A 25286-nucleotide genomic window follows, 5' to 3' on the forward strand; every position below is an offset into this window, starting at 1 on the left:
CAGGAGGGGGCCACGGCATGCGTATGCGAGGCCGGATACGACTGATAGGGGCCGGCGCGACGGCCGCGGTACTGGGGCCGCTGGCCCTGTGGGCGGCCTGGGACGCGGACGAGACACAGGCCCCCCGCCTCGCCCCCACCGACCTGCGCGAACGCGACCCGCAAGCCACCCCGGCCGCCCGCCGGGTCTACGCGTTCCTGGCCGGCCTGGAGAACGACGCCCGCCTCGGCCGCCCCTCCCGCACGCTCATCGGCCAGCACGTGGAGCTGCACAACGAGCGGTACAACCCGAAGTACGGCGATTACCGGGGGACCAAGCAGCCGGGCTACTACTACAAGAAGGCCCGGGACATCACGGGGCGACTGCCAGGCTTCGTGGAGCTGGACCTGGGCCCGGGCTATGGCCGGCCCGGCTGGGCCGTGGGCCAGGCCCGCTCCTACAACGGCTCCTGGCCGAGCTGCCGCCGCGACTGGGGATATGTCGAGGACGCCGTGGATCTGGCCGTCGGCGTGTGGGCGGGCCTGCCGCGGGCGGCCGACGGCTCCTACCGGCCCTCCGGCACCCACACCGAGTGCTTCTCGGGCGCCCCTGTCTCGCTCCCCCACAACGGGGGCGACCCGGCGGGGCTGGTCGGATTCTCCTTCCACCAGCCCTACCCCGGCAGCCCCGTCAAGAGCCTCGAACAGACCAAGCTCCGCAACTCCCCCGGCGCCGACGACCCCGGCTGGTTCCGCCGGGTGATCACCGCGGACAGTCCGGAACACCGGGCCCTGCTGCACGACCTCGACTTCCTGGCGGACCACCTCGGCTACCTCGCGGACCAGGGAGTGCCGGTACTGCTGCGGCCGTACCACGAGATGAACACGGCCCCGGGCGACGGCTTCTGGTGGGCGGGCCAGGACCCGGCCGCCTTCCACGAGCTGTGGCGGCTGACGTACGACCACCTCGTGCACCGGCGCGGCCTGCACAACCTGCTCTTCGTCTGGGCGCCGAACTCCTGGGACGGCGGCTACGGGCGCGACCCGCACGCGTACTATCCGGGCGGTCGCTACGTCGACGTGGTGGGCGTCGACGACTACAGCGACACCCCGGCCAAGCCCTTCGGCGGGGGCGCCTGGACCGAGGTCTGGTATCGCGGCCTGGAGCGGTACCGCAGGCCGCGGATCATGGCCGAGTCCTTCCATGTGCCGCTCAACGCGGCCCAGCCGGAGACCCTCAGCCGGACCCCGTGGGTGCTGTGGACGGTGTGGGGCCAGGCGCTGTCCTACGAGAACCTCTCCGCTCCCCGGCACAAGAACACCGCGGCCGATGTGCGACGCACCTACGGATCACCGAAGACGATCACCAGCGGTGACCGCCTTCGGGCCGGTCACGCCCCGTAGAGGTCACCACACAAGACGTAACTTGATTAACTTTCGAACACATCCTCCTCACAGGAGTTCCCTGTATCGGACACATATGCGAGGATCGGTGGCCTATTCGGTCAGTGGTCCGGGCGCCTGGGGGGGCATCTGAGCGGCAGCTGACCGAGGCGCCAGAGAAGGCGTTGAGGGGGATGGGCCCGGAACAACAATGACGTCGTGGTGCGCTCACGCGCGCCGTGGCCGAGATCCGTCGTTGCCTCAACGCACCACCGATCTCACAGGAGTTCCGCAGCCGTCATGACATCGACACTGGTCGACGGGGGGGTGCCGCAGTATTCGCGGCACAGTCAGAAACTTGCCAAGCGCACTGCGTCCTGGAAGCCGGGCATCCTCCCGTTCCTGTTGCCCTTCGTGCTTCTGACCGCCTTCGGACTGTGGAGCTACAGACCCAGTTCGTCCCTGATGAGCTGGATCCTGACCGTCGTCTGGTCACTGCCGGTGGCCGGTGTGATGGTCGGCATCCAAGGTGCTCTGCTGATCCGCCGACGGGTCCGCAAGAGCGATCAGATGACTCCGCCGGCACCCGCCGACCAGGACTTCCTGATCGCACTCTGCCCGACCATCGGGCGGCATGACACCTACCCGGCGCTGGAGCGCTCGATCCTCTCGTACGTCGAGCATCTGCCGGAGTACTTCCCGTACATGCGGGTCGACATCCTCACCGAGGAGGGCTGCGAGGCCACCGAGGCCATCGACCGGCTCGCCGCGTCCCACCCGCTGATCCGGGTGATCACCGTGCCCAAGGACTACGTCCCGGCCAACGGCACCCGCTTCAAGGCCCGCGCCAACCACTACGCCCACGAGCTGCGCATCGCCGAGGGTGAGGCCCTGGAGTACGTCTGGGTGCTGCACATGGACGACGACACCGGTGTCGGCCCCGACACCGCTTCGTCGCTCGCCCAGTTCATCAACCGGCAGCGGCGTGCCCACCCCGACGAGGCCAAGCACATGGCCCAGGGCATCCTCACGTACCCCCGCGAGAACGCGGTCAACATGTTCACCTGGCTCGCCGACGCGGTGCGCCCCGCCGACGACATCGCCCGCTTCCGGGCGCTGACCGGCATGGGCACGCCGGCCGCCGGGGTGCACGGCGAGCTGCTGGTGCTACGCGCGTCCATCGAGGCCGAGATCGGCTGGGACTTCGGCCCCAAGGAGATCGTGGAGGACGCCCGGCTCGCGCTGACCTTCTGCCGCAAGTACCCCGGTCGGAGCGACTGGTTCAACGGCCGCTGCTACGGCGCCTCGCCTGCCACCGCGTCGGACTTCGTCAAGCAGCGCGACCGCTGGGCCTGGGGCCTGGTCGCCCTCTGCTTCAACCGGGCGGTGCCCCTGCGCTACCGCTGGTTCCTCTCGATCTGCGTGGCCACCTGGATCCTCGGCCCGCTCCAGCACATCGGTGCCGTGCTCCTCATCGGCTGGCTCTTCAACGACATGAACACCTCGCCGGTGACCCAGTCCATCACGATCCTCTGGGCCCTCAATTTCGCCTACGTGATCTGGACCTACTGGGAGGGGCTGCGGCTCAACGCCCTCGCCTCGGTCAGCGGTCGACGCAAGTGGTGGGAGCCGATCGTCGTGGTCGCTCTCATCCCGGTCTTCTCGATCATGGAGGGACTCGGTGGCTTCAAGGGCTTCCTGAAGTTCGTCCGGCGCGAGGAGAACAAGTTCGTCGTGATCGCCAAGCCCGCCTGACCCCCAGGAAGACCACTGACATGCGTTCACGACTGCCTTTGCTTGCCATTTTTCCGGTGACCGTCCTCACCGTCGTGCTGGGCACCCCCTTCCTCTTCGGCGACCACCCGGTGCGCTGGGAGGCGGGCTCGAAGCTGCCCACCCTCGTGCTGGACAACGCCCCGGAATCCAGTACCCCGGCCGACACCACCACCGACCCGAAGGCCTCTCCCTCTCCCACCGCCGACCCGCTCAAGGTCGCCGAGCCCTGGAAGAAGGGCATGCCCCAGTGGGGCGTACAGCTCTACTGGGAAGAGGAGAAGACCAAGCGCTCCGACGCGTTCATCGAGAAGCAGGCCGAGAAGCACGCCAAGTACCTCATCGGCCTGGGCGCCAACTCGGTGTCCATCTCCTTCCCCTTCTCCATCGAGGGCCGCACGTCCAACGTGCTCTCGAAGGGCGCCAAGACACCGTCCCCGGAGCGCGTCGAGCGCGTGCTGAAGGTGTTCAAGGACGCCGGTTTCCGCACCACCCTCCGCCCGATCATGGACGAGGGGAATCTGAAGCAGGCGAACGGCTGGCGCGGCAACATCGAGCCCGACTCCCGCTCCGCCTGGTTCGCCTCGTACAAGAAGCTCGTCACTCCGTACCTCAAGGCCGCCGACGAGGCGAAGACGAACACCTTCGTGATCGGTACCGAGCTCAACTCCCTGGAGGGCGACGTCGGCTGGGAGCCCCTGGTGTCCTCCGCCGAGAAGAGCTTCACCGGCGAGGTCTCGTACGACGCCAACTGGGACAACTACGTCCGCGGCCGCATCAACATGCCGGTCAGCCACCTCGGTGTCGACGCCTACTTCCCGGTCAAGGTCGCGGACACCGCGTCCGTCGGGACGCTCGTCAAGGGCTGGAACGACTGGCTGGACCGAAAGGCCACCGGCGCGCTGCCCAACATCCTCATCGCCGAATCCGGCATCGGTGCCATGAAGGGCGCCTACCACGCCCCCGGCGACTTCTACGCCAGGCGCACGGTCAACGAGAAGGTGCAGGCCAACTGGTACACGGCGGTCTGTCAGGTGGTCCAGGAGCGGCAGATGCAGGGCGTCTACTGGTGGTCGATCCACTTCGACGACGACCCCAACACCGCCCCCGACGACAAGACCGCCTCCCGACTCGACTTCGCCGGACGCCCCTTGACCGAGAAGGCCATCAAGACCTGCTTCAGCTCTGACTACGCAGGCCCCGGGACCGACGACTCCACCAGCTGACCGAGCGAGGCAATCATGCAGGAAGCCATCATCCTCGTGGGCGGCAAGGGAACGCGCTTGCGCCCGCTCACCAACCACACCCCCAAGCCGCTGCTCAGCGTCGCGGGTTCCTCCTTCATCCGGCACCAGATAGCCAAGCTGATGGACGCCGGCGTCGAGCACGTCGTGTTCGCCACCTCCTACCTCGCCAGCCTCTTCGAGGAGGAGTTCAAGGACTTCTCCCAGGACCTGGCGATCTCCTACGCCGTCGAGGAGGTGCCCCTCGGCACCGGCGGCGCGATCCGCAACGCCGGCCGCCTGCTGCGCGGCCACGACCCGGACGCCCCGGTCCTCATCCTCAACGGCGACATCCTGTCCGGCGTCGACCTGCGCGCCCTCCTGGAGCGGCACGAGACGCAGGACGCGGACGTGACCCTGCACCTCACCCGGGTCCTCGACCCGCGCGCCTTCGGCCTGGTCCCCACCGACGAGGACGGGAGGGTGCTCTCCTTCCTGGAGAAGCCCAAGACGGCCGCGGAGATCATCACCGACCAGATCAACGCCGGCTGCTACGTCTTCCGCCGCTCCGTCCTGGACGCCGTCCCCGCCGACCGCGAGGTCTCGGTCGAGCAGGAGACCTTCCCGCAGCTGGTCGCCGGCGGCGGCCGGGTCTTCGGCCACACCACCCAGGAGTACTGGCGCGACCTCGGCACCCCGCTGGCCTTCGTGCACGGCTCCGCCGACCTGGTCAGCGGCAGGGCGACCTCGCCCCTGGTGGCCGGCCCGTCCGAGGCGCTGATCCACCCCACGGCCGTCATCGACCCGACCGCCCGCGTCACCGGCGGCTCGACGATCGGCCCGAACGCCGTCATCGGCGCGCACGTGGTCGTCGACCGCTCGATCATCGGCGCGAACGTCACGGTCTCCGAGGGCGCCCAGGTCCACGAGTCCGTGGTGGACCACGACTCCACGATCGGCGAGGAGTCACTCCTGCGCGAGGTCGTCGTGGGCTGCCACTCGCACGTCGGCGCCCAGAACGAGCTGCCCGCCCAGTTGCGGCTGTCGTGCGGCATCCGCATCCCCGCGCAGGGTGTGCGGGTCAGCGGTACGGCCGTCGCCTGCCCGACAGTCCACTGAAGTCGCCGGCCTGACCGGACAGTTACTGGAGAACCGTGACCAGCCATCGTTCCAAGGCCACGAACGCGGAGCGCCTCCGCAAGTACCGGCCTGACATTCAGGGCCTGCGTGCCGTCGCCATCATGATGGTCGTCGCCATGCACTGCGGCATCCTCGACATCCACGGCGGCGTGGACGTCAGCTTCGTGCTCAGCGGCTTCCTCATCGGCAGCCAGCTCCTCGCCGAGATCGACAAGACCGGCAAGATCTCCCTGAGCAAGTTCTGGGCCCGCCGCTTCCGGCGTCTGGCGCCGGGCGCCGCCGTCACCATCGTCGCCGTGGGCGTTCTGTCCTGGATCTACGCGAGCCCCTTCAGGTTCCGCGAGTACATGGACGACGGACTCGCCGCCTCGGTGAGCCTCATCAACTGGCGGCTGGCCGAGAACGGCACCGACTACTTCGCCAACGACGGCAGCCAGTCGCCGTACCAGCACTTCTGGTCACTGGGTATCGAGGAGCAGTTCTATCTCGCCGCCCCGATCGTCCTCCTCGTCGTGGCCTGGATCAGCCGGCTCATCTTCCGCAACCGTCTCCTGGTGGGGCTGGTCCTCATGGGCGCGGTGGGCGGTTCGTTCTACCTGGGCTACAGCCTGACCACGCCGAACCAGCCGCTGGCCTACTTCGGCACCCACACCCGCATCTGGGAACTCACCTTCGGCGTCCTGCTCGCACTCTGGGCACCGTTCCTGTCCCGTATGCCGCGGGGTCTCGCCGCGGTCGTCTCCTGGCTGGGCCTGGGCACCCTCCTGGTCACCGGGATGCTCATCACCGAGAACACCCCGCTGCCGGGATACGCCGTCGCCGGTCCCGTGCTCGGCGCGTGGCTGATCATCGCCGGCGGCTGCGCCAACCCCGGTTTCGGCGCGGAGAAGCTCCTCGACAACCCCGTCTTCGACTTCATCGGCAAGGTCAGCTACGGGTGGTACCTGTGGCACTGGCCGCTGCTGATCCTCTGGCCGCACATCATCGACTGGGAGTTCGGCTACTCGGACCGCTTCCGGGTGGCGGTCCTCTCCTTCCTGCTCGCCATCGTCATGCACTTCATCGTCGAGAAGCGGTTCAGGGAGAACGTGAAGCTGGTCGTGCGTCCCTGGCTGGGCATACTCACCGGCGGCGCCCTGACAGGTACCGCGGCCGTCGCCATGGTGGTCGCCCTTCAGGTGCCGCTCAACCTCTCCATCGGTACCGCCGGAACCGCCGCCGCCCTGACCGGGTTCGACGGCACCGAGTCCGTGGAGAAGGCGGTGAGCGAGCGGTCCGACCCCAAGGTCAGCCAGAGCACGCTGCTGAAGTCCCCCAAGGACCGGGGTGACCACGGCTGCATCGACCAGCTGCTGGTCAGCAGCTGGACCCTGCACGACGACTGCGTCATCGGCGACAAGGAGTCCGACAGGACGCTGGTGCTGCTCGGCGACTCGCACGCCTACCAGTGGGGCAACGCCTTCGACGCGCTCGGCCGCAAGCTGCACGTCAAGGTCATCACGGTCATCAAGAGCGGCTGCTCGCCCGAGGTTTACCAGATCACGCGCGAGGATCTGGGGCGCGAGTACACCGAGTGCACGAGCTGGCGGAAGTCTGCTCTCGCGTACATCAAGAAGCTCAAGCCGGACGTCATCGCGGTGGCCAACCGGGTCCAGTTCAACACCGTGCGCGAAGGCGCCGAGGACACGTTCAAGAAGCTTGAGGCCACTGGGTCGGACCTGATCTATCTGACCGACACGCCGAAGCCGACCTTCAGCGTCCCGGACTGCCTGGCCGAGGAGTCCGACACCCCCTCCTCGTGCACCCTGAAGGCGGAGACCGCCGTCGACCTGCCCGAGTTCCGGAAACTGGAGCGCGAGGTGGCCAAGGAGCACGGAGCCACGGTCATCAACACGCTCCCCGCGTTCTGCGCGGACGGCTACTGCCCGGCGGTCATCGGCGGACACGTGGTCTATTGGGACAACAGCCATATGACCGGCGGCTACGCCAAGTCCCTGGAGTCGTTCCTGGAGCCGACCTTCAAGAAGATCCTGGCCGGCTGACCTACCACACCAAGCCGACCCAGAACCCAGAACACAAGAAAGAGGGGCCCCGAGACCGGGGCCCCTCTTCAGTGCACCTGCCCCCGTACCCGCCGAGCCTGCCGCTGCCGCTCCGCAAGCAGTTCGTCCGCCGGATAAGCGACCTCCTCCAGCGTCAGCCCGTGCGGCCGCACCACATGCACGGCACTGTCCCGCACCCCCGCGTCCAGCACCTTCCGCGGCCACTCCACGCCCCGGTGCCCGTCCCCCACGAACAACAGCGCCCCCACCATGGACCGCACCTGGTTGTGGCAGAACGCGTCGGCGCGGACCTCGATCTCGACGACCCCGTCCGCGCTCCTGCGCACCCCGAAGTCGAAGATCTCCCGAACCGTCGACGCCCCCTCACGCTTCTTCGCGTAGGCGGCGAAGTCATGCTCCCCGACCAGCGACTTGGCGGCGGCGTCCATCACCTCGACGTCCAACTCCCAGTCGTGCCACAGCACATGATTGCGGAGCAGCGGATCCACACCCCCGGGCCGGTCCCCGACCCGGTACACATACCGCCGCCACAACGCGGCGAACCGAGCGTTGAACCCCTCGGCGGCCTCCCCGGCCGCCCACACCCGCACATCCTTGGGAAGCCGCCCGGCCAGCCGCTTGAGCAGCTTCTCCCGATGCTCCGCCCACACGTCCTCGGGCAGATCGACATGAGCCACCTGCCCCCGGGCGTGCACCCCCGCATCCGTCCGCCCGGCCACGGTCAGCTCGTACGTCGTCTCCCCCGACCGCGTCACGGTCCGCAGAGCATCCTCGATCTCCCCCTGCACGGTCCGCTGCCCACCGGCCTGCTTGGCCCAGCCGCGGAACTCGCTCCCGTCGTAGGACAGATCAAGGCGCACACGCACGAACCCGGGCTCAACTTCGTCACTCACACACAGATCCTCTCAGGAACAGAAAAGCGGGCCCGCTCCCGAAAAGGAACGGACCCGCCAACGCCCTAAAGGGGCGCGGGGAACTGCGCGAGCAACCACGACACAGCCGCAGCCGCCGTCCAACAGAACCCGGCAGAACGCTTACGCGTCCTTCGACTCCTCAGCCGCGGCGTCCTCGACGACCTCGTCAGCCTTGGTCTCCTCGACCTTGGCCTCCTCGGACTCCTTGACCGCACGCTTCGTCGCAGCCTCGGCCTCACCCGTAGCCTGCTGCGCGACCGTCAGCGCCTCGACCAGCTCGATGACAGCCATGGGCGCGTTGTCGCCACGGCGGTTACCGATCTTGGTGATACGGGTGTAGCCACCCGGACGGTTCTCGTACCGCGGGCCGATCTCGGTGAAGAGCGTGTGCACGATGCCCTTGTCCGTGATGACCTGGAGCACCTGGCGGCGGTTGTGAAGGTCGCCCTTCTTCGCCTTGGTGACCAGACGCTCGGCGTACGGCCGCAGACGACGGGCCTTCGCCTCGGTGGTGGTGATACGGCCGTGCTCGAAGAGCTGCTTCGCGAGGTTCGCGAGGAGGAGCTTCTCGTGCGCGGCGCTGCCGCCCAGACGGGCACCCTTGGTGGGCTTCGGCATTTCTTTCTCCTGTGTGTCTGCCCCGGCCGTATCAGGTACCGGGGTCAGGAACCCGATGAGCGGATGCTCACCGGCAACGACCGGTCAGTACTGCGCTGTAGCGCTCAGTACTGCTCGGTCTCCACGAAACCCGCGTCCGCGTCGTCGTCGGCGCCGAAGGCGTCGGCAGCGGCCGTGGGGTCGAATCCGGGCGGGCTGTCCTTGAGGGCCAGGCCCATGCCGGCCAGCTTCGCCTTGACCTCGTCGATCGACTTCGCACCGAAGTTGCGAATGTCGAGGAGGTCCGCCTCGGAGCGGGCGACGAGCTCACCCACGGAGTGGATGCCCTCACGCTTGAGGCAGTTGTACGACCGAACGGTGAGCTCCAGCTCCTCGATCGGCAGCGCCAGATCAGCGGCGAGGGCGGCGTCCGTGGGGGACGGGCCCATGTCGATGCCCTCGGCGTCGATGTTCAGCTCGCGGGCGAGACCGAACAGCTCCACCAGGGTCTTACCGGCCGACGCCATGGCGTCACGGGGACGCATGGCCTGCTTCGTCTCGACGTCGACGATCAGCTTGTCGAAGTCGGTGCGCTGCTCGACACGGGTCGCCTCGACCTTGTACGTGACCTTCAGCACCGGCGAGTAGATGGAGTCGACCGGGATACGGCCGATCTCCTGGCCCACCTGCTTGTTCTGCACGGCGGAGACGTAACCACGGCCACGCTCGACCGTGAGCTCCATCTCCAGCTTGCCCTTGCCGTTGAGCGTGGCGAGGACCAGGTCGGGGTTGTGCACCTCGACGCCGGCCGGGGGCGCGATGTCGGCGGCGGTGACCAGACCCGGGCCCTGCTTGCGCAGGTACATCACGACCGGCTCGTCGTGCTCCGAGGAGACGACCAGCTGCTTGATGTTCAGGATGAGGTCGGTCACGTCCTCCTTGACGCCCGGCACGGTGGTGAACTCGTGCAGGACACCGTCGATACGGATGCTGGTGACAGCAGCGCCGGGGATCGACGACAGGAGGGTACGGCGGAGGGAGTTGCCGAGGGTGTAGCCGAAGCCCGGCTCCAGCGGCTCGATCACGAACCGGGAGCGGAACTCGTCAACGACCTCTTCGGTCAACGAGGGACGCTGAGCGATCAGCATGTTGCGTTCCTTCTGTCAGGGGCGCCCGCTATTTGACGCCCTGATATGTAACAAGGGTACGGGCGATACGACTCATAAGAGCCGTACCGCCCGAGAAGCCCAGAGAAGCGAGGTCAGACGCGACGACGCTTCGGCGGACGGCAGCCGTTGTGCGGGGTCGGGGTGACGTCCTGGATGGAGCCGACCTCGAGGCCCGTCGCCTGGAGCGAACGGATGGCGGTCTCACGACCGGAACCCGGGCCCTTGACGAAGACGTCAACCTTGCGCATGCCGTGCTCCTGCGCGCGACGGGCGGCCGACTCGGCGGCCATCTGCGCGGCGAAGGGGGTGGACTTGCGCGAGCCCTTGAAGCCGACGTGGCCGGCGGAGGCCCAGGAGATCACGTTGCCCGAGGGGTCCGTGATCGAGACGATGGTGTTGTTGAACGTGCTCTTGATGTGGGCGTGCCCATGAGCGACGTTCTTCTTTTCCTTGCGGCGCACCTTCTTGGCAGCGCCCTGACGACCCTTGGGGGGCATCTAGTTACTCCTACGGGGAGGTGGTCGGTCCTACAGCGAAGACCGCTGGTGAAGCGTTGTCCGCTGAGGACTACTTCTTGCCGGGCTTCTTCTTGCCGGCGATGGCGCGACGCGGGCCCTTGCGGGTGCGGGCGTTCGTGCTCGTACGCTGACCGCGGACGGGCAGACCACGACGGTGACGGAGACCCTGGTAGCAGCCGATCTCGACCTTGCGGCGGATGTCGGCCTGGACCTCGCGACGGAGGTCACCCTCGGTCTTGATGTTGCTGTCGACGTACTCACGAATCGCGACGAGCTGCTCCTCGGAGAGGTCGCGAACGCGGGTGTTCGGGTCGATGCCGGTCTCCGCCAGCGTCTGCTGGGAGAGGGTCCGACCGATGCCGAACACGTAGGTCAGGGCGACCTCCACGCGCTTTTCGCGCGGGATGTCAACACCGGAAACGCGTGCCATTCAATGGCTCCTGGTGATCTTCGGAGGTCTTCCGCAGTACCGGCTCCCAGCCGCCGTACCAGGTACGAACTGGGTCCTCGGCCTCCGAACCGAGGGTGTCAGGCACCAGGTGCCTGGGTACTGCGTATGAACAAATTCAGCTCGCGTCGCGCGAATCTCTGCGATGTCGATGCAGAGGGTTAGGTCGTGCGTCAGCCCTGGCGCTGCTTGTGGCGCGGGTTCTCGCAAATGACCATGACCCGACCGTGACGGCGGATCACCCTGCACTTGTCGCAGATCTTCTTGACGCTCGGCTTGACCTTCATGGGATTGAGGTTCTCCGAGTCAGAGGGATCTACTTGTAGCGGTAGACGATCCGGCCACGCGTCAGGTCGTACGGAGACAGCTCCACCACGACCCGGTCGTCAGGGAGGATGCGGATGTAGTGCATACGCATCTTGCCGCTGATGTGTGCCAGGACCTGGTGGCCGTTCTGGAGCTCGACCTTGAACATGGCGTTCGGAAGAGACTCGACGACAGTGCCCTCGATCTCGATGGCACCTTGCTTCTTGGCCACGCTTCGCCCTTCGAATCGACTACCTTGATCGACTCCCGCACCTGTCTCTTACGAGTGCATGCGGACATGCGGGTGCACGAGAGCCGACGAGTCAGTCTACGTCAGCACACCCGGAAAGACGAATCGAGGAAGGATGCCCGGGTGGGGAGATCTTTAAGCACGCGTCTATGCCACGGGATCCGGCGCGGCGACAACGCCGTACTCCGCGAGCTTCGCCTTGCCCCCGTCGGGAGCCGTCAGGACCAGCGGGCCGTCGGCCGTCAGCGCCACCGAGTGCTCCCAGTGCGAGGACCACGTGCCGTCCGTCGTGATGACCGTCCAGTCGTCCGACAACACCTCGGTCCGGGGGGTGCCCAGCGACACCATCGGCTCGATCGCCAGGCAGAAGCCCGGCACCAGCTTCGGGCCCTTGCCCCGGCGCCGGTCGACGTAGTTCAGCAGATGCGGGTCCATGTGCATCTCGGTGCCGATGCCATGGCCGCCGTAGTCCTCGATGATCCCGTACTTGCCGCCGCCCGGCTTCGGCTGGCGGCGGATGTACGTCTCGATGGCCTTGGAGACGTCCAGCAGCCGGTTGCCCTGCTTCATCGCGGCGATACCGGCCCACATGGACTCCTCGGTCACCCGAGACAGCTCGATCAGCTCCGGAGCGTGACCCGAGCCCACGAACGCGGTGAACGCCGCGTCGCCGTGCCAGCCGTCGACGATCGCGCCGGCGTCGATGGAGATGATGTCGCCGTCCTTCAGCACGACCTCGTCGGAGGGGATGCCGTGGACGACGACCTCGTTGACGGAGGTGCAGATCGTCGCGGGGAAACCGCCGTACCCGAGGAAGTTGGACTTCGCGCCGTGCTCGGCGATCACCTTGCGCGCGACCTCGTCGAGGTCCTTGGTGCTGGCGCCGGGGACCGCGGCCTCACGCGTGGCCGCATGGATCGCGGCGACGACCAGCCCCGCCTCTCGCATCTTGGCGATCTGCTCGGGGCTCTTGATCTGCACCATGGGGGTCCTGCGCTCTCCGTCACTCGACCGGTTCGGGTTACCTGCACAACAACAGTACGGCCGTGGAGTCCCTCAGGACTTCACGGCCGTACCAGGACGACGACTACTGGTCGTCGCCCTCACGCTTCAGCGCGGCCAGCGCGCGGGTGGTGACCTCGTCCACCGGACCCATGGCCTCGATCGTCACCACCAGGCCCTGGGCCTTGTAGTAGTCGATGATCGGCTCGGTCTGCGTGTGGTAGACCTCCAGCCGCGTCCGGACGGTGGCCTCGGAGTCGTCGTCACGCTGGTACAGCTCGCCGCCGCAGACGTCGCAGACGCCTTCCTTGGCGGGCTTCTTGTACGTCACGTGGAAGACGTGGGCGGAGTCGTTGCGACAGATGCGCCGGCCGGCGATCCGCTTGACGACCTCCTCCTCCGGGGCCTCCAGGTCGAGCACGGCGTCCAGCTTGATGCCCTCGGTGTTCAGCAGCTCGTCCAGCGCCTCGGCCTGCGAGACGTTCCGCGGGAAGCCGTCCAGGAGGAAGCCGTTCACGGCGTCCGCCTGTTCCATACGGTCCTTGGCCATCGCAATGGTGACCTCGTCGGGGACGAGGTTGCCGGCGTCCATGTAGGACTTCGCGAGTTTGCCGAGCTCCGTCTGCTGGCTGATGTTGGCGCGGAACAGGTCGCCCGTGGAGATGTGCGGGACACGCAGCTTCTCGGCGAGGCGCGTGGCCTGCGTTCCCTTTCCGGCGCCAGGCGGCCCGACGAGGACGATTCGCATCAGCGGAGGAACCCTTCGTAATTGCGCTGCTGGAGCTGGCTCTCGATCTGCTTCACCGTCTCGAGACCGACACCCACGATGATCAGGATGCTGGTACCGCCGAAGGGGAAGTTCTGGTTTGCCCCGAAACCAACCAACGCCATCGTCGGGACGAGAGCAATCAGGCCCAAGTACAGCGAACCCGGCCAGGTGATCCGGTTGAGCACGTACGACAGGTACTCAGCGGTCGGTCGGCCAGCCCGGATGCCCGGGATGAAGCCACCATACTTCTTCATGTTGTCGGCGACTTCCTCGGGGTTGAACGAGATAGCCACGTAGAAGAAGGCGAAGAAAACGATGAGCAAGAAGTACATCGTGATGTAAATCGGGTGGTCCCCCTTGGTGAGGTTCCGCTCGATCCACGTCTTCCAGCCCGACTGGTCGTTCGAGAACTGCGCGATGAGGGCCGGGATGTAGAGCAGCGACGACGCGAAGATGACGGGAATCACACCCGCCTGGTTCACCTTCAGCGGGATGTACGTCGACGTACCGCCGTAGGCGCGGCGGCCGATCATCCGCTTCGCGTACTGCACCGGGATACGGCGCTGGGCCTGCTCGACGAAGACCACCAGGCCGACCATGACCAGGCCGACGAGGATGACGGTGCCGAACTCGATCCAGCCGTCGGCCAGGGTGCCGGACTTCTTGATGGCCCACAGCGCGGACGGGAAGGTCGCGGCGATCGAGATGAACATCAGGATCGACATGCCGTTGCCGATGCCGCGGTCGGTGATCAGCTCACCGAGCCACATGACGACGGCCGTACCGGCGGTCATCGTGATGACCATGACGATCGTGCTGAAGATCGAGCGGTCCGGGACGATGGTCGACGCGGCCGAGCAGCCCGAGAAGAGGGCGCCGCTGCGGGCGGTGGCGACGAGGCCGGTGCCCTGAAGGATGGCGAGCGCCACGGTCAGGTAACGGGTGTACTGCGTGATCTTCGCCGTACCGGCCTGGCCCTCCTTCTTGAGGGCTTCCAGACGCGGGATCACGACGGTCAGCAGCTGAAGGATGATGCTCGCCGTGATGTACGGCATGATCCCCAGCGCGAAGATCGTGATCTGGAGCAGCGCGCCGCCGCTGAACATGTTGACCAGACCGAAGAGGCCCTGGTTCGCGGACGCCTCGTCGACGCACTGCTGGACGGACTTGTAGTCGACGCCCGGGATCGGGATATGCGTACCGACCCGGTACACCACGATGATGGCGAGCGTGAAGAGCAGCTTCTTGCGCAGGTCGGGCGTCCTGAACGCCCGGGCGAACGCGGTGAGCACGGTGCCTCCTGCGACCCCCGCGCTACTGCGTCAAGGGTGACGGTCTTGAGGTTCGACGGATACAGACGAATACGTAACGGTCAACTGCCGCTCAGGGTGCCCCATGTGAAGCACCCTGTGGAAGTAGGCAGTGCAGGCCACCTTACCGGCGAGACTGCCACCCTAGGAACGACCAACCGGGGATACCCCTTTTGTGGGGTATCCCCGGTCGGGATCGCTCAAGTCATCGAGACGCCTGAGATGTTCAGACGAGCTCGGTGACGGTGCCGCCGGCGGCGGTGATCTTCTCCTTGGCGGAACCGGAGACGGCGTCAACCGTCACCTGGAGCGCCACCGAGATCTCACCCTGACCGAGGACCTTGACGAGGCTGTTCTTGCGAACGGCACCCTTGGCCACCAGACCCTCGACGGTGACCTCGCCACCCTCGGGGTAGAGCGCGGCCAGCTTGTCCAGGTTCACGACCTGGAACTCGACCTTGAAGGGGTTCTTGAAGCCCTTGAGCTTCGGAAGACGCATGTGGAGGGGCATCTGGCCACCCTCGAAGCGCTCCGGAACCTGGTAACGGGCCTTCGTACCCTTGGTACCACGACCAGCCGTCTTACCCTTCGACGCCTCACCACGACCCACACGGGTCTTGGCGGTCTTGGCGCCCGGGGCGGGACGGAGGTTGTGGATCTTGAGCGGGTTGTTCTCCGCCATGATCAGTCGACCTCCTCGACCGTCACGAGGTGGCGGACGGTGTGCACCATGCCGCGGAACTCGGGACGATCCTCCTTGACGACCTGCGTGTTGATGCCCTTGAGACCAAGGGAGCGCAGGGTGTCACGGTGGTTCTGCTTGCTGCCGATGTACGACTTCGTCTGCGTGATCTTGAGCTGAGCCATTACGCAGCACCAGCCCCGGCACGCGCACGCAGCAGAGCCGCGGGAGCGACGTCCTCGAGGGGCAGACCACGGCGAGCCGCGATCTCCTCGGGACGCTGCAAGCCCTTCAGGGCCTCCACGGTCGCGTGCACGATGTTGATCGCGTTCGACGAGCCGAGCGACTTCGACAGGATGTCGTGAACGCCGGCGCACTCGAGCACGGCACGCACCGGGCCACCGGCGATAACGCCGGTACCGGGGGACGCCGGCTTGAGCAGGACGACGCCCGCCGCCTTCTCACCCGTGATCGGGTGCGGGATGGTGCCCTGGATACGGGGGACCTTGAAGAAGTGCTTCTTGGCCTCCTCAACACCCTTGGCGATGGCGGCCGGCACCTCCTTGGCCTTGCCGTAGCCGACACCGACGGTGCCATCGCCATCGCCCACTACGACGAGCGCAGTGAAGCTGAAGCGACGACCACCCTTCACAACCTTGGCGACACGGTTGATCGCGACGACACGCTCAACGTAAGCAGTCTTCTCGGCGGCAGCAGCGCCACCGTCACGACCCTTACGGTCCCGCCGCTCGCCGCCACCGGCACCGCTTCCGCGGCGCTGGGGTCCAGCCATTGGATTACCTCTCTCTTTCCGCTAGCTACGAGCGGCTCAGAACTTGAGCCCGGCTTCGCGGGCGGCGTCCGCCAGGGCGGCGATGCGCCCGGCGTACTGGTTGCCACCACGGTCGAATACGACAGCCTCGACGCCCGCGGCCTTGGCGCGCTCGGCGACCAGGGCGCCGACCGACTTTGCCTGCGCGGACTTGTCGCCCTCGTTGCCGCGGATCGTGGTGTCCAGGGTCGACGCCGACGCCAGGGTGTGACCCTTGATGTCGTCGATGACCTGGGCCACGATGTGGCGGTTCGAGCGCGTGACTACGAGACGCGGACGCTCAGCCGTACCCGAGATGTGCTTACGGATACGAATGTGACGGCGCTTGATCGCGGCGCGCTTGTAGGCGTCGCCCTTGAGGATCTTCTGTCCGTATGCCATGGCTTACTTACCCGCCTTTCCGACCTTGCGGCGGATGACTTCGCCCTCGTACTTGACACCCTTGGCCTTGTACGGGTCGGGCTTGCGCAGCTTGCGGATGTTGGCCGCAACCTCGCCAACCTTCTGCTTGTCGATGCCCTCGACCGAGAAACGGGTCGGGTTCTCCACCTTGAAGGTGATGCCCTCGGGGGCCTCGACGGTGATCGAGTGGCTGTAGCCGAGCGCGAACTCGAGGCTCGATCCCTTGGCCGCAACGCGGTAACCGACACCGCTGATCTCGAGCTTCTTCACGTAACCCTCGGTCACGCCGGTGATCATGTTCGCCACCAGCGTGCGGGACAGGCCGTGCAGGGCCTTGTTCTGACGCTCGTCGTTCGGGCGGGTGACGTTCAGAACGCCGTCCTCACCCTTAGCGATCTCGATCGGCGCAGCGACGGTGTGGGTCAGCGAGCCCTTGGGGCCCTTGACCGCGACCGTACGGCCGTCGATGGTGACGTCCACGCCGGCGGGAACCGTGATGGGGAGCTTGCCAATACGCGACATAGCTTTTTCCTCCGATTCCTTTCCGCTACCAGACGTAGGCGAGGACTTCTCCGCCTACGCCCTTCTTGCCGGCCTGCTTGTCGGTCAGAAGACCGTGCGACGTGGAGATGATCGCCACGCCGAGGCCACCGAGGACCTTGGGCAGGGAGGTGGACTTCGCGTAAACCCGGAGACCGGGCTTGGAGATCCGCTTGATGCCCGCGATGGAGCGCTCACGGTTCGGGCCGAACTTCAGCTCGAGGACGAGGTTCTTGCCGACCTCGGCGTCCTCGACCTTCCAGCCCGTGATGAAGCCCTCCTGCTGGAGGATCTCCGCGATGTGAGACTTGATCTTGGACGCCGGCATCGTCACGGAGTCGTGGTATGCCGAGTTCGCGTTCCGCAGACGCGTAAGCATGTCTGCGATCGGATCAGTCATGGTCATGAATTGGCCTTCGGCCTCTCTCGCCGGGGTTTCCAGGTGCCCATCCCTCTCCTCGATCCGAGACGAGGCGGGTGCGGTGCGGTGGACCTACGGCGTAGTAAGTCGTACGGGCGACCGTCAGGCGCCCAACCCTCCAAGCCTAAGCCATGGAGAGGAGGGCGCCTGACACGCCCATTGCTTACCGAGAGCCCTTGGAGTCCCTAAAAGCAGGGACTACCAGGAGCTCTTGGTCACGCCCGGCAGCTCGCCACGGTGAGCCATCTCACGAAGGCACACGCGGCACAGGCCGAACTTGCGGTACACGGAGTGCGGACGGCCGCAGCGCTGGCAGCGGGTGTACGCACGCACACCGAACTTGGGCTTACGAGCAGCCTTGGCAATCAGAGCCTTCTTCGCCATCTCGCTCACGCCTCCTTGAAGGGGAAGCCGAGGTGACGAAGGAGCGCGCGGCCCTCAGCGTCGTTGGTCGCCGTGGTCACCACGGTGATGTCCATGCCCCGGGTACGGTCGATCTTGTCCTGGTCGATCTCGTGGAACATGACCTGCTCGGTGAGACCGAAGGTGTAGTTGCCACGGCCGTCGAACTGCTTGGGGGACAGACCACGGAAGTCGCGGATGCGCGGGAGCGCGAGCGACAGGGTGCGGTCCAGGAACTCCCACATGCGGTCGCCACGGAGCGTGACGTGGGCACCGATCGGCTGGCCCTCACGCAGCTTGAACTGCGCGATGGACTTGCGGGCCTTGGTGACGGCCGGCTTCTGACCGGTGATCGTGGTGAGGTCGCGAATCGCGCCGTCGATCAGCTTGGAGTCGCGGGCGGCGTCGCCCACACCCATGTTGACCACGATCTTGACGAGGCCGGGGATCTGCATGACGTTCTCGTAGGAGAACTCCTCACGCAGCTTGCCCGCGATCTCCTCGCGGTACTTCGTCTTGAGACGCGGAGTGGTGGTGGTAGCCATCAGATGTCCTCACCCGTCCGCTTGGCAACGCGGATCTTGTTGCCCTCGTCGTCGAAGCGGTAACCGACACGCGTGACGACCTTGTTGCCGTCCTTCTCAACGACCAGCTGGACGTTGGAGACGTGGACAGGCGCCTCGGTCGTGACGATGCCACCGGCCTGCGAACCCTTGGCGGTGGGGCCGGCCTTGGTGTGCTTCTTGACCCGGTTGACACCCTCGACCAGGACGCGGTCCTCGCGGGGGAAGGCCGCGATGACCTTGCCCTGCTTGCCCTTGTCCTTACCGGTGATGACCTGGACCAGGTCGCCCTTCTTGATCTTCATGCTTACAGCACCTCCGGAGCCAGCGAGATGATCTTCATGAACTTCTTCTCGCGCAGCTCCCGGCCCACCGGGCCGAAGATGCGGGTGCCACGAGGGTCGCCGTCGTTCTTCAGAATGACAGCGGCGTTCTCGTCGAAGCGGATGTACGAGCCGTCCGGACGGCGGCGCTCCTTGACGGTGCGAACGATGACCGCCTTGATGACGTCACCCTTCTTCACGTTGCCGCCGGGGATCGCGTCCTTGACGGTGGCGACGATGACGTCACCGATGCCCGCGTAGCGGCGACCGGAGCCACCGAGCACACGGATGCAAAGGATCTCCTTCGCACCAGTGTTGTCGGCGACACGCAGTCGCGACTCCTGCTGGATCACGTCTATCTCCTGTTTGTCTGCCGGTTCCCGGCAGGGGCCTCAGTACGAGCGCCCCTGCCGAGCCTGGCGGAACTGACCTGCGGGGTTGGCCGCAGGAATTACTTGGCCTTCTCGAGGATCTCGACGATGCGCCAGCGCTTCGTGGCGGACAGCGGGCGGGTCTCCGCGAGGAGGACCCGGTCGCCGACGCCGGCAGCGTTCTGCTCGTCGTGCGCCTTGAGCTTGTTCGTACGGCGGATGACCTTGCCGTACAGCGCGTGCTTGACGCGGTCCTCGACGGCGACGACGACGGTCTTGTCCATCTTGTCGCTGACGACGAGACCCTCACGGGTCTTGCGGAAGCCGCGGGCCTCTGCAGTCTGCTCAGTCACGTTGCTCTCACTCATCAGGCGCTCTCCACCGTCTCGATGCCCAGCTCGCGCTCACGCATCAGGGTGTAGATCCGCGCGATGTCCTTACGGACGGCCTTGAGCCGACCGTGGTTCTCGAGCTGACCCGTCGCCGCCTGGAAGCGGAGGTTGAACAGCTCTTCCTTGGCTTCGCGGAGCTTGTTCAGCAGCTCCTCGTCACCCAGTTCGCGCAGCTCGGACGCCTTGGTACCGGCCGACATCACGCTTCACCTGCCTCGCGCTTGACGATCCGGCACTTCATCGGCAGCTTGTGGGCTGCGCGAGTCAGGGCCTCACGGGCGATCTTCTCGTTGGGGTAGGACAGCTCGAACATGACCCGGCCCGGGTGCACGTTCGCGATCCACCACTCCGGCGAACCCTTACCGGAACCCATGCGGGTCTCGGCAGGCTTCTTCGTGAGCGGGCGGTCCGGGTAGATGTTGATCCAGACCTTGCCGCCACGCTTGATGTGGCGGGTCATCGCGATACGGGCCGCCTCGATCTGGCGGTTGGTCACGTACGCCGGCGTGAGGGCCTGAATGCCGTACTCGCCGAACGCGACCGTCGTACCGCCCTTGGCCTGACCACGGCGCTTCGGGTGGTGCTGCTTGCGGTGCTTGACCCTACGGGGGATCAGCATGTCGGTCAGGCCTCCGTTCCGGTGCTCTCAGCCGGAGCGGCGGCGGCGGGAGCCTCGGCCTTGGGGGCCTCGGCGCCGGCAGCCTGCTGCGGCTTACGACCGCGCCCGCCGCGCTCGCCACCACGGCCACCGCGGGCCGGGCGGTCGGCGCCACCACGGGCCGGGCGGTTACCCGCACGGGCCGCAGCGTTCTCGGCGCGGACCTCGGCGATGTTCTTGACGTCGCCCTTGTAGATCCAGACCTTCACACCGATGCGGCCGAAGGTCGTCTTGGCCTCGAAGAAGCCGTAGTCCACGTTCGCGCGGAGCGTGTGCAGGGGCACGCGGCCCTCGCGGTAGAACTCCGAGCGGGACATCTCGGCGCCGCCGAGGCGGCCACCGCACTGGATCTTGATGCCCTTGGCGCCGGCCTTCATCGCCGACTGCATGCTCTTACGCATGGCGCGACGGAAGGAGACGCGGGAGGAGAGCTGCTCGGCAACGGCCTGAGCAACCAGCTGAGCGTCCGTCTCGGGGTTCTTGACCTCGAGGATGTTCAGCTGGACCTGCTTGCCCGTGAGCTTCTCGAGGTCACCGCGGATGCGGTCGGCCTCGGCGCCACGGCGGCCGATGACGATGCCCGGACGCGCGGTGTGGATGTCCACACGCACACGGTCACGGGTGCGCTCGATCTCCACCTTCGAGATACCGGCGCGCTCCATGCCGGACGTCATCATCCGACGGATGGCGACGTCTTCCTTGACGTAGTCCTTGTACAGCTTGTCGGCGTACCAACGGGACTTGAAGTCCGTGGTGATGCCGAGCCGGAACCCATGCGGGTTAACCTTCTGGCCCATTACCGGGTTCCTTCCTTGCTGCTGACGACCACGGTGATGTGGCTGGTCCGCTTGCGGATCCGGTAGGCACGGCCCTGGGCGCGCGGCCGGAACCGCTTCAGGGTCGGACCCTCGTCGACGTACGCCTCGGAGATGAAGAGGCTGTCGGCGTCGGTGTGGTCGTAGTTGTGCGCGGCGTTGGCAATGGCGCTGTCGAGCACCTTGCCGACCGGCACGGAGGCTGCCTGCGGAGCGAATCGCAGAACAGCCTGAGCCTCCGTGGCATCCATGCCACGGATAAGGTCCACCACGCGGCGGGCCTTCATGGGCGTAACGCGGATGTACCGCGCCTGGGCCCTGGCTTCCATGGTTGTCCCTCTCAGTTACTTACGTGTCTGAATGCGATCCGCTACTAGCGGCGCTTCGACTTCCGGTCGTCCTTGACGTGACCCCGGAAGGTACGAGTCGGCGAGAACTCGCCGAGCTTGTGACCGACCATCGACTCGGTGACGAACACCGGGATGTGGGTCTTGCCGTTGTGCACCGCGAGCGTGTGGCCGAGCATGGCCGGCACGATCATGGAGCGACGGGACCAGGTCTTGATGACGTTCTTGGTGCCTGCTTCGTTCTGGGCGTCCACCTTCTTGATCAGGTGGTCGTCGACGAAGGGCCCCTTCTTGAGACTGCGCGGCATCTAAACCCGCTCCTAGCGCTTCTTGTTCGTCTTGCGGCGGCGGACGATGTACTTGTTCGAAGCCTTCTTCGGCGAACGAGTACGACCCTCCTTCTGACCCCACGGCGAGACCGGGTGGCGACCACCGGAGGTCTTGCCCTCACCACCACCGTGCGGGTGGTCGACCGGGTTCATCGCGACACCACGGACGGTCGGGCGAACGCCCAGCCAGCGCTTACGGCCGGCCTTACCCCAGTTGATGTTGCTCTGCTCGGCGTTGCCGACCTCGCCGACCGTGGCGCGGCAGCGCTGGTCGACCAGGCGGATCTCACCGGAAGGCATGCGGAGGTGGGCCATCGAGCCCTCCTTCGCGAGCAGCTGCACGGAGGCACCGGCGGAGCGGGCGAACTTGGCACCGCCACCGGGACGGAGCTCGATCGCGTGGATCGTGGTACCGACCGGGATGTTGCGGAGCGCCAGGTTGTTGCCCGGCTTGATGTCGGCCCCGGGACCGTTCTCGACGCGGTCACCCTGCTGAAGGTTGCGCGGGGCGAGGATGTAGCGCTTCTCGCCGTCCGCGTAGTGCAGCAGCGCGATGCGCGCGGTGCGGTTGGGGTCGTACTCGATGTGCGCGACCTTCGCCGGCACGCCGTCCTTGTCGTGACGACGGAAGTCGATCACGCGGTAGGCGCGCTTGTGTCCGCCACCCTGGTGGCGAACGGTGACACGACCGGAATTGTTACGGCCGCCCTTGCTGTGCAGGGGGCGAACCAGCGACTTCTCCGGCGTGGACCGCGTGACCTCGACGAAGTCGGCGACGCTGGAGCCACGACGGCCCGGCGTAGTCGGCTTGTACTTGCGGATTCCCATTTCTCAGTCCTCGTCCGATATCGGACGATCCGACCCGCTTACGCGGTCGGACCGCCGAAGATGTCGATACGGTCGCCCTCAGCAAGGGTCACGATCGCGCGCTTGGAGCCGGCACGCTGGCCGAAACCGGTGCGGGTCCGCTTGCGCTTGCCCTGGCGGTTGAGCGTGTTCACGCCCGTGACCTTGACCGAGAAGACCGCCTGGACGGCCTGCTTGATCTGGGTCTTGTTGGCGTCGGGGGCGACGATGAACGTGTACTTGCCCTCGTCGAGGAGCGCGTAGCTCTTCTCCGACACGACCGGCTTCAGCAGCACGTCACGGTGGTCCGTGAACGACTTGCTGAGCGGCGTCTCGACCGTGTTCTTGCCCTCGGCGGCGTGACGACGCGCCTTGGCGACGCGCGCGGCCTTGGCGGCCTTGGCCGCCTTGGAGGCGATAGAGGGGTGACGGATAGCCATCAGACCTCAGTCCCTTCGGTGTCGTTGGCCTTCGGGCCGGCGACGAAGGACTCGAGAGCGGCCTGGGTGAAGACCACGTCGTCCGAGACGATCACGTCGTACGTGTTCAGCTGGCCCGGCTCCAGGATGTGCACCTGGGGCAGGTTGCGGGCGGACAGCCACGCGGCCTCGTCGGCGCGGTCGACGACCAGGAGCAGGTTCTTGCGCTCCGAGATCTTGCCGAACAGCGTGCGAGCGGCCTTCGTGGACGGGGAGTCGCCCTCGATCACGCCGGTGACGACGTGGATGCGGTTGTTGCGGGCCCGGTCGGTGAGGGCGTGACGCAGCGCGGCAGCCTTCATCTTCTTCGGGGTCCGCTGCGAGTAGTCACGCGGCACGGGACCGTGCACGACGCCACCACCGGCGAACTGCGGCGCGCGGGTAGAGCCCTGGCGCGCACGGCCGGTGCCCTTCTGACGGTAAGGCTTCTTACCGCCACCACGAACCTCGCCGCGGGTCTTGGTCTTGTGGGTGCCCTGACGGGCAGCCGCGTTCTGCGCGACGACGACCTGGTGGATCAGCGGGATGCTGACCTTCTCCACGCCGAAGATCTCCGCGGGGAGTTCGACGCTTCCGGTCTTCTCGCCGGCAGGCGAAAGGATGTCAACAGTGCTCATCGGTACCTCAGGCCCCCTTGGCCGCGGTGCGGACCAGGACGAGGCCGCCGTTCGGACCGGGGACAGCGCCCTTGATGAGCAGCAGACCCTTCTCCGCGTCAACGGCGTGGACGGTCAGGTTCTGGGTGGTGACCCGCTCGTTGCCCATGCGACCCGCCATGCGGAGGCCCTTGAACACGCGGCCCGGGGTGGCGCAGCCACCGATGGAACCGGGGGAGCGGTGCTTGCGCTGGGTGCCGTGACCGGCGCCGAGGCCCTTGAAGTTGTGACGCTTCATGACACCGGCGAAGCCCTTGCCCTTGCTCTTGCCGGTCACGTCGACCTTGATCCCGGCCTCGAACACCTCAGCGGTGATCTCCTGGCCGAGGGTGTACTCGGAGGCGTCCGCGGTGCGGATCTCGACGAGGTGGCGACGCGGCGTGACATCGGCCTTGGCGAAGTGGCCCTTGAGGGGCTTGTTCACCTTGCGCGGGTCGATCTCGCCGAACGCGATCTGGACGGACTCGTAGCCGTCGACGTCGTTCGTGCGGACCTGGGTGACGACATTGGGGCCGGCCTTGACGACGGTGACCGGAACAACGCGGTTGTTCTCGTCCCACACCTGCGTCATGCCGAGCTTCTCGCCCAGGATGCCCTTGATCTGCTTAGCCATTCTCAGATCACCGATCCCTAGAGCTTGATCTCGATGTCGACACCGGCCGGGAGGTCGAGTCGCATCAGAGAGTCAACGGTCTTGGGCGTCGGGTCGAGAATGTCGATCAGGCGCTTGTGCGTGCGCATCTCGAAGTGCTCGCGCGAGTCCTTGTACTTGTGCGGCGACTTGATGACGCAGTACACGTTCTTCTCAGTGGGCAGCGGCACCGGGCCCGCGACCGACGCACCAGTGCGAGTCACCGTCTCGACGATCTTCTTCGCCGAGGAGTCGATGACCTCGTGGTCGTAGGCCTTGAGCCGGATGCGGATCTTCTGTCCCGCCATGGCTACTCAGTAGTCCTTTGTCTCGTTTAACGCTCTGGAACCCGGTGTTCCTGACCCTCGCTCCGACCCACGCGGTCGGGCGTGTCGCGCTTTCGCTGACACAGATGTCCCTTGTCCGAACATCCCTTGCCTGAGAAAGAGAATCACCAGGTGCCTGGCCTGTGCCGTACCTTGCTTCCCGAAAGATTCCCGTACGTCCGCCCCAGCGCTGCCGTGTGGCAGTTAGGGCGACGAGTACTGTGGGACTCGCTTCCGGTCCTCCCGGCGGGAGGCGCGCAGCATCAACACTCGACCGAGCAACTCCGACAGTCTGCCATATGGGGCGGGGGGCTGGCCAATCGAGCCGGAGACAATACCCCGGGAGTGACGTAGGTCAAACACCAGTGGCGTCCCGGCCGAGCGGTTCCGTCGTGAGCACGTCACCGAGCCGGCCCGGCTTCGGGACC

General features: G+C 66.4%; 36 protein-coding genes. 5 read left to right on the top strand and 31 right to left on the bottom strand.

Annotated elements, in window-relative coordinates; translation table 11 throughout:
• Window positions 1-17: 17 nt before the first annotated feature.
• From OG866_RS17535 to OG866_RS17555, 5 genes are all read left to right on the top strand, one after another.
• Window positions 18-1382 (top strand): glycoside hydrolase family 26 protein, encoded by a 1365-nt coding sequence (locus OG866_RS17535; protein ID WP_329335777.1) that lies wholly within the window; start codon window positions 18-20, stop codon window positions 1380-1382.
• Between the two features lie 279 nt (window positions 1383-1661).
• Entirely contained in the window at window positions 1662-3116 is a 1455-nt protein-coding gene (locus tag OG866_RS17540) for a glycosyltransferase family 2 protein (protein ID WP_329335779.1), read from the top strand.
• A 56-nt stretch (window positions 3117-3172) separates the two neighbouring features.
• Entirely contained in the window at window positions 3173-4360 is a 1188-nt protein-coding gene (locus tag OG866_RS17545; protein ID WP_329335780.1) for a glycoside hydrolase family 113, read from the top strand.
• A gap of 15 nt (window positions 4361-4375) precedes the next feature.
• On the top strand, window positions 4376-5476 hold the full coding sequence (locus OG866_RS17550) for a nucleotidyltransferase family protein (protein ID WP_329335781.1): 1101 nt from the start codon (window positions 4376-4378) through the stop codon (window positions 5474-5476).
• Window positions 5477-5511: 35 nt separating this feature from the next.
• The gene (locus tag OG866_RS17555) at window positions 5512-7539 is read left to right on the top strand and encodes an acyltransferase family protein (RefSeq protein ID WP_329335782.1); all 2028 of its coding nucleotides are present in this window, start codon (window positions 5512-5514) and stop codon (window positions 7537-7539) included.
• Window positions 7540-7607: 68 nt separating this feature from the next.
• Here the strand turns inward: OG866_RS17555 and truA are convergent, their stop codons facing one another.
• The 31 genes from truA to rpsJ form a co-directional block, all read right to left on the bottom strand.
• Window positions 7608-8453 (bottom strand): tRNA pseudouridine(38-40) synthase TruA, encoded by an 846-nt coding sequence (truA, locus tag OG866_RS17560; RefSeq protein WP_329335784.1) that lies wholly within the window; start codon window positions 8451-8453, stop codon window positions 7608-7610.
• Between the two features lie 141 nt (window positions 8454-8594).
• On the bottom strand, window positions 8595-9092 hold the full coding sequence (gene rplQ / locus OG866_RS17565) for a 50S ribosomal protein L17 (protein WP_329335785.1): 498 nt from the start codon (window positions 9090-9092) through the stop codon (window positions 8595-8597).
• Between the two features lie 104 nt (window positions 9093-9196).
• Window positions 9197-10219, bottom strand: coding sequence for a DNA-directed RNA polymerase subunit alpha (locus OG866_RS17570; protein ID WP_003966937.1), 1023 nt, complete (start codon window positions 10217-10219; stop codon window positions 9197-9199).
• 113 nt (window positions 10220-10332) lie between these two features.
• Entirely contained in the window at window positions 10333-10737 is a 405-nt protein-coding gene (gene rpsK, locus OG866_RS17575; RefSeq protein ID WP_003956432.1) for a 30S ribosomal protein S11, read from the bottom strand.
• A 70-nt stretch (window positions 10738-10807) separates the two neighbouring features.
• Entirely contained in the window at window positions 10808-11188 is a 381-nt protein-coding gene (gene rpsM / locus OG866_RS17580) for a 30S ribosomal protein S13 (RefSeq protein ID WP_329335787.1), read from the bottom strand.
• 191 nt (window positions 11189-11379) lie between these two features.
• Window positions 11380-11493, bottom strand: a complete 114-nt coding sequence (gene rpmJ, locus OG866_RS17585; RefSeq protein ID WP_003998809.1) for a 50S ribosomal protein L36 — start codon at window positions 11491-11493, stop codon at window positions 11380-11382.
• Window positions 11494-11522: 29 nt separating this feature from the next.
• Window positions 11523-11744 (bottom strand): translation initiation factor IF-1, encoded by a 222-nt coding sequence (gene infA / locus OG866_RS17590; protein WP_003948620.1) that lies wholly within the window; start codon window positions 11742-11744, stop codon window positions 11523-11525.
• A 165-nt stretch (window positions 11745-11909) separates the two neighbouring features.
• The gene (map, locus tag OG866_RS17595) at window positions 11910-12746 is read right to left on the bottom strand and encodes a type I methionyl aminopeptidase (RefSeq protein ID WP_329335789.1); all 837 of its coding nucleotides are present in this window, start codon (window positions 12744-12746) and stop codon (window positions 11910-11912) included.
• Between the two features lie 103 nt (window positions 12747-12849).
• A complete protein-coding gene (locus OG866_RS17600; protein WP_329335791.1) occupies window positions 12850-13512 on the bottom strand; it encodes an adenylate kinase in 663 nt (220 codons plus the stop codon).
• Window positions 13512-14825 carry a preprotein translocase subunit SecY gene (gene secY / locus OG866_RS17605; RefSeq protein WP_329335793.1) on the bottom strand — a complete coding sequence of 438 codons (1314 nt, stop codon included), beginning with the start codon at window positions 14823-14825 and terminating at the stop codon, window positions 13512-13514. Before secY ends, OG866_RS17600 begins: the two co-directional genes overlap by 1 nt.
• A 244-nt stretch (window positions 14826-15069) precedes the next feature.
• A complete protein-coding gene (gene rplO / locus OG866_RS17610) occupies window positions 15070-15525 on the bottom strand; it encodes a 50S ribosomal protein L15 (RefSeq protein ID WP_329335794.1) in 456 nt (151 codons plus the stop codon).
• Between the two features lie 2 nt (window positions 15526-15527).
• The gene (rpmD, locus tag OG866_RS17615; RefSeq protein ID WP_005481207.1) at window positions 15528-15710 is read right to left on the bottom strand and encodes a 50S ribosomal protein L30; all 183 of its coding nucleotides are present in this window, start codon (window positions 15708-15710) and stop codon (window positions 15528-15530) included.
• Entirely contained in the window at window positions 15710-16318 is a 609-nt protein-coding gene (gene rpsE / locus OG866_RS17620) for a 30S ribosomal protein S5 (RefSeq protein WP_010354225.1), read from the bottom strand. Before rpsE ends, rpmD begins: the two co-directional genes overlap by 1 nt.
• A 36-nt stretch (window positions 16319-16354) precedes the next feature.
• Window positions 16355-16738, bottom strand: coding sequence for a 50S ribosomal protein L18 (gene rplR / locus OG866_RS17625; protein ID WP_057607911.1), 384 nt, complete (start codon window positions 16736-16738; stop codon window positions 16355-16357).
• 3 nt (window positions 16739-16741) lie between these two features.
• Window positions 16742-17281 carry a 50S ribosomal protein L6 gene (gene rplF / locus OG866_RS17630; protein ID WP_329335796.1) on the bottom strand — a complete coding sequence of 180 codons (540 nt, stop codon included), beginning with the start codon at window positions 17279-17281 and terminating at the stop codon, window positions 16742-16744.
• Window positions 17282-17306: 25 nt separating this feature from the next.
• Window positions 17307-17705 carry a 30S ribosomal protein S8 gene (gene rpsH, locus OG866_RS17635; protein WP_013001411.1) on the bottom strand — a complete coding sequence of 133 codons (399 nt, stop codon included), beginning with the start codon at window positions 17703-17705 and terminating at the stop codon, window positions 17307-17309.
• A gap of 213 nt (window positions 17706-17918) precedes the next feature.
• The gene (locus OG866_RS17640; RefSeq protein WP_003956452.1) at window positions 17919-18104 is read right to left on the bottom strand and encodes a type Z 30S ribosomal protein S14; all 186 of its coding nucleotides are present in this window, start codon (window positions 18102-18104) and stop codon (window positions 17919-17921) included.
• 5 nt (window positions 18105-18109) lie between these two features.
• A complete protein-coding gene (gene rplE, locus OG866_RS17645; protein WP_030619154.1) occupies window positions 18110-18667 on the bottom strand; it encodes a 50S ribosomal protein L5 in 558 nt (185 codons plus the stop codon).
• The gene (gene rplX, locus OG866_RS17650; protein WP_006376030.1) at window positions 18667-18990 is read right to left on the bottom strand and encodes a 50S ribosomal protein L24; all 324 of its coding nucleotides are present in this window, start codon (window positions 18988-18990) and stop codon (window positions 18667-18669) included. The genes rplE and rplX overlap by 1 nt, the downstream gene beginning before the upstream one ends.
• A 2-nt stretch (window positions 18991-18992) precedes the next feature.
• The gene (gene rplN / locus OG866_RS17655) at window positions 18993-19361 is read right to left on the bottom strand and encodes a 50S ribosomal protein L14 (protein WP_003992364.1); all 369 of its coding nucleotides are present in this window, start codon (window positions 19359-19361) and stop codon (window positions 18993-18995) included.
• 98 nt (window positions 19362-19459) lie between these two features.
• Window positions 19460-19747 (bottom strand): 30S ribosomal protein S17, encoded by a 288-nt coding sequence (gene rpsQ, locus OG866_RS17660; RefSeq protein WP_046263523.1) that lies wholly within the window; start codon window positions 19745-19747, stop codon window positions 19460-19462.
• Complete coding sequence (rpmC, locus tag OG866_RS17665; RefSeq protein ID WP_005481220.1) at window positions 19747-19971, bottom strand: 50S ribosomal protein L29; 225 nt, start codon at window positions 19969-19971, stop codon at window positions 19747-19749. Before rpmC ends, rpsQ begins: the two co-directional genes overlap by 1 nt.
• A complete protein-coding gene (gene rplP, locus OG866_RS17670; protein ID WP_004927269.1) occupies window positions 19971-20390 on the bottom strand; it encodes a 50S ribosomal protein L16 in 420 nt (139 codons plus the stop codon). The genes rpmC and rplP overlap by 1 nt, the downstream gene beginning before the upstream one ends.
• 5 nt (window positions 20391-20395) lie before the next feature.
• On the bottom strand, window positions 20396-21226 hold the full coding sequence (gene rpsC, locus OG866_RS17675; protein WP_329335800.1) for a 30S ribosomal protein S3: 831 nt from the start codon (window positions 21224-21226) through the stop codon (window positions 20396-20398).
• On the bottom strand, window positions 21226-21573 hold the full coding sequence (gene rplV / locus OG866_RS17680; protein WP_003974262.1) for a 50S ribosomal protein L22: 348 nt from the start codon (window positions 21571-21573) through the stop codon (window positions 21226-21228). Before rplV ends, rpsC begins: the two co-directional genes overlap by 1 nt.
• A 44-nt stretch (window positions 21574-21617) precedes the next feature.
• Window positions 21618-21899 carry a 30S ribosomal protein S19 gene (gene rpsS, locus OG866_RS17685; RefSeq protein ID WP_003992359.1) on the bottom strand — a complete coding sequence of 94 codons (282 nt, stop codon included), beginning with the start codon at window positions 21897-21899 and terminating at the stop codon, window positions 21618-21620.
• A gap of 12 nt (window positions 21900-21911) precedes the next feature.
• Window positions 21912-22748: a 50S ribosomal protein L2 gene (rplB, locus tag OG866_RS17690; RefSeq protein ID WP_030788280.1), complete on the bottom strand. Its 837-nt coding sequence runs from the start codon at window positions 22746-22748 to the stop codon at window positions 21912-21914.
• A gap of 38 nt (window positions 22749-22786) precedes the next feature.
• Entirely contained in the window at window positions 22787-23206 is a 420-nt protein-coding gene (rplW, locus tag OG866_RS17695; RefSeq protein ID WP_329335803.1) for a 50S ribosomal protein L23, read from the bottom strand.
• Entirely contained in the window at window positions 23206-23862 is a 657-nt protein-coding gene (rplD, locus tag OG866_RS17700; RefSeq protein WP_329335805.1) for a 50S ribosomal protein L4, read from the bottom strand. The genes rplW and rplD overlap by 1 nt, the downstream gene beginning before the upstream one ends.
• 7 nt (window positions 23863-23869) lie before the next feature.
• Entirely contained in the window at window positions 23870-24514 is a 645-nt protein-coding gene (rplC, locus tag OG866_RS17705) for a 50S ribosomal protein L3 (RefSeq protein ID WP_020135811.1), read from the bottom strand.
• Window positions 24515-24531: 17 nt separating this feature from the next.
• Complete coding sequence (rpsJ, locus tag OG866_RS17710) at window positions 24532-24840, bottom strand: 30S ribosomal protein S10 (RefSeq protein WP_003948644.1); 309 nt, start codon at window positions 24838-24840, stop codon at window positions 24532-24534.
• Window positions 24841-25286: the final 446 nt, after the last annotated feature.

Source organism: Streptomyces sp. NBC_00663, assembly GCF_036226885.1.
GTDB lineage: Bacteria > Actinomycetota > Actinomycetes > Streptomycetales > Streptomycetaceae > Streptomyces.

Coding starts and splice junctions, on each gene's coding strand:
- OG866_RS17535 (WP_329335777.1), top strand. CDS start 18: ATGCGTATGCGAGGCCGGATACGACTGATAGGGGCCGGCGCGACGGCC.
- OG866_RS17540 (WP_329335779.1), top strand. CDS start 1,662: ATGACATCGACACTGGTCGACGGGGGGGTGCCGCAGTATTCGCGGCAC.
- OG866_RS17550 (WP_329335781.1), top strand. CDS start 4,376: ATGCAGGAAGCCATCATCCTCGTGGGCGGCAAGGGAACGCGCTTGCGC.
- rplQ (WP_329335785.1), bottom strand. CDS start 9,092: ATGCCGAAGCCCACCAAGGGTGCCCGTCTGGGCGGCAGCGCCGCGCAC.
- OG866_RS17570 (WP_003966937.1), bottom strand. CDS start 10,219: ATGCTGATCGCTCAGCGTCCCTCGTTGACCGAAGAGGTCGTTGACGAG.
- rpsK (WP_003956432.1), bottom strand. CDS start 10,737: ATGCCCCCCAAGGGTCGTCAGGGCGCTGCCAAGAAGGTGCGCCGCAAG.
- rpsM (WP_329335787.1), bottom strand. CDS start 11,188: ATGGCACGCGTTTCCGGTGTTGACATCCCGCGCGAAAAGCGCGTGGAG.
- rpmJ (WP_003998809.1), bottom strand. CDS start 11,493: ATGAAGGTCAAGCCGAGCGTCAAGAAGATCTGCGACAAGTGCAGGGTG.
- map (WP_329335789.1), bottom strand. CDS start 12,746: ATGGTGCAGATCAAGAGCCCCGAGCAGATCGCCAAGATGCGAGAGGCG.
- OG866_RS17600 (WP_329335791.1), bottom strand. CDS start 13,512: ATGCGAATCGTCCTCGTCGGGCCGCCTGGCGCCGGAAAGGGAACGCAG.
- rplO (WP_329335794.1), bottom strand. CDS start 15,525: ATGGCGGAGAACAACCCGCTCAAGATCCACAACCTCCGTCCCGCCCCG.
- rpmD (WP_005481207.1), bottom strand. CDS start 15,710: ATGGCTCAGCTCAAGATCACGCAGACGAAGTCGTACATCGGCAGCAAG.
- rpsE (WP_010354225.1), bottom strand. CDS start 16,318: ATGGCTGGACCCCAGCGCCGCGGAAGCGGTGCCGGTGGCGGCGAGCGG.
- rplR (WP_057607911.1), bottom strand. CDS start 16,738: ATGGCATACGGACAGAAGATCCTCAAGGGCGACGCCTACAAGCGCGCC.
- rplF (WP_329335796.1), bottom strand. CDS start 17,281: ATGTCGCGTATTGGCAAGCTCCCCATCACGGTTCCCGCCGGCGTGGAC.
- rpsH (WP_013001411.1), bottom strand. CDS start 17,705: ATGACCATGACTGATCCGATCGCAGACATGCTTACGCGTCTGCGGAAC.
- OG866_RS17640 (WP_003956452.1), bottom strand. CDS start 18,104: ATGGCGAAGAAGGCTCTGATTGCCAAGGCTGCTCGTAAGCCCAAGTTC.
- rplE (WP_030619154.1), bottom strand. CDS start 18,667: ATGGCTACCACCACCACTCCGCGTCTCAAGACGAAGTACCGCGAGGAG.
- rplX (WP_006376030.1), bottom strand. CDS start 18,990: ATGAAGATCAAGAAGGGCGACCTGGTCCAGGTCATCACCGGTAAGGAC.
- rpsQ (WP_046263523.1), bottom strand. CDS start 19,747: ATGAGTGAGAGCAACGTGACTGAGCAGACTGCAGAGGCCCGCGGCTTC.
- rpmC (WP_005481220.1), bottom strand. CDS start 19,971: ATGTCGGCCGGTACCAAGGCGTCCGAGCTGCGCGAACTGGGTGACGAG.
- rplP (WP_004927269.1), bottom strand. CDS start 20,390: ATGCTGATCCCCCGTAGGGTCAAGCACCGCAAGCAGCACCACCCGAAG.
- rpsC (WP_329335800.1), bottom strand. CDS start 21,226: ATGGGCCAGAAGGTTAACCCGCATGGGTTCCGGCTCGGCATCACCACG.
- rplV (WP_003974262.1), bottom strand. CDS start 21,573: ATGGAAGCCAGGGCCCAGGCGCGGTACATCCGCGTTACGCCCATGAAG.
- rpsS (WP_003992359.1), bottom strand. CDS start 21,899: ATGCCGCGCAGTCTCAAGAAGGGGCCCTTCGTCGACGACCACCTGATC.
- rplB (WP_030788280.1), bottom strand. CDS start 22,748: ATGGGAATCCGCAAGTACAAGCCGACTACGCCGGGCCGTCGTGGCTCC.
- rplW (WP_329335803.1), bottom strand. CDS start 23,206: ATGGCTATCCGTCACCCCTCTATCGCCTCCAAGGCGGCCAAGGCCGCC.
- rplD (WP_329335805.1), bottom strand. CDS start 23,862: ATGAGCACTGTTGACATCCTTTCGCCTGCCGGCGAGAAGACCGGAAGC.
- rplC (WP_020135811.1), bottom strand. CDS start 24,514: ATGGCTAAGCAGATCAAGGGCATCCTGGGCGAGAAGCTCGGCATGACG.
- rpsJ (WP_003948644.1), bottom strand. CDS start 24,840: ATGGCGGGACAGAAGATCCGCATCCGGCTCAAGGCCTACGACCACGAG.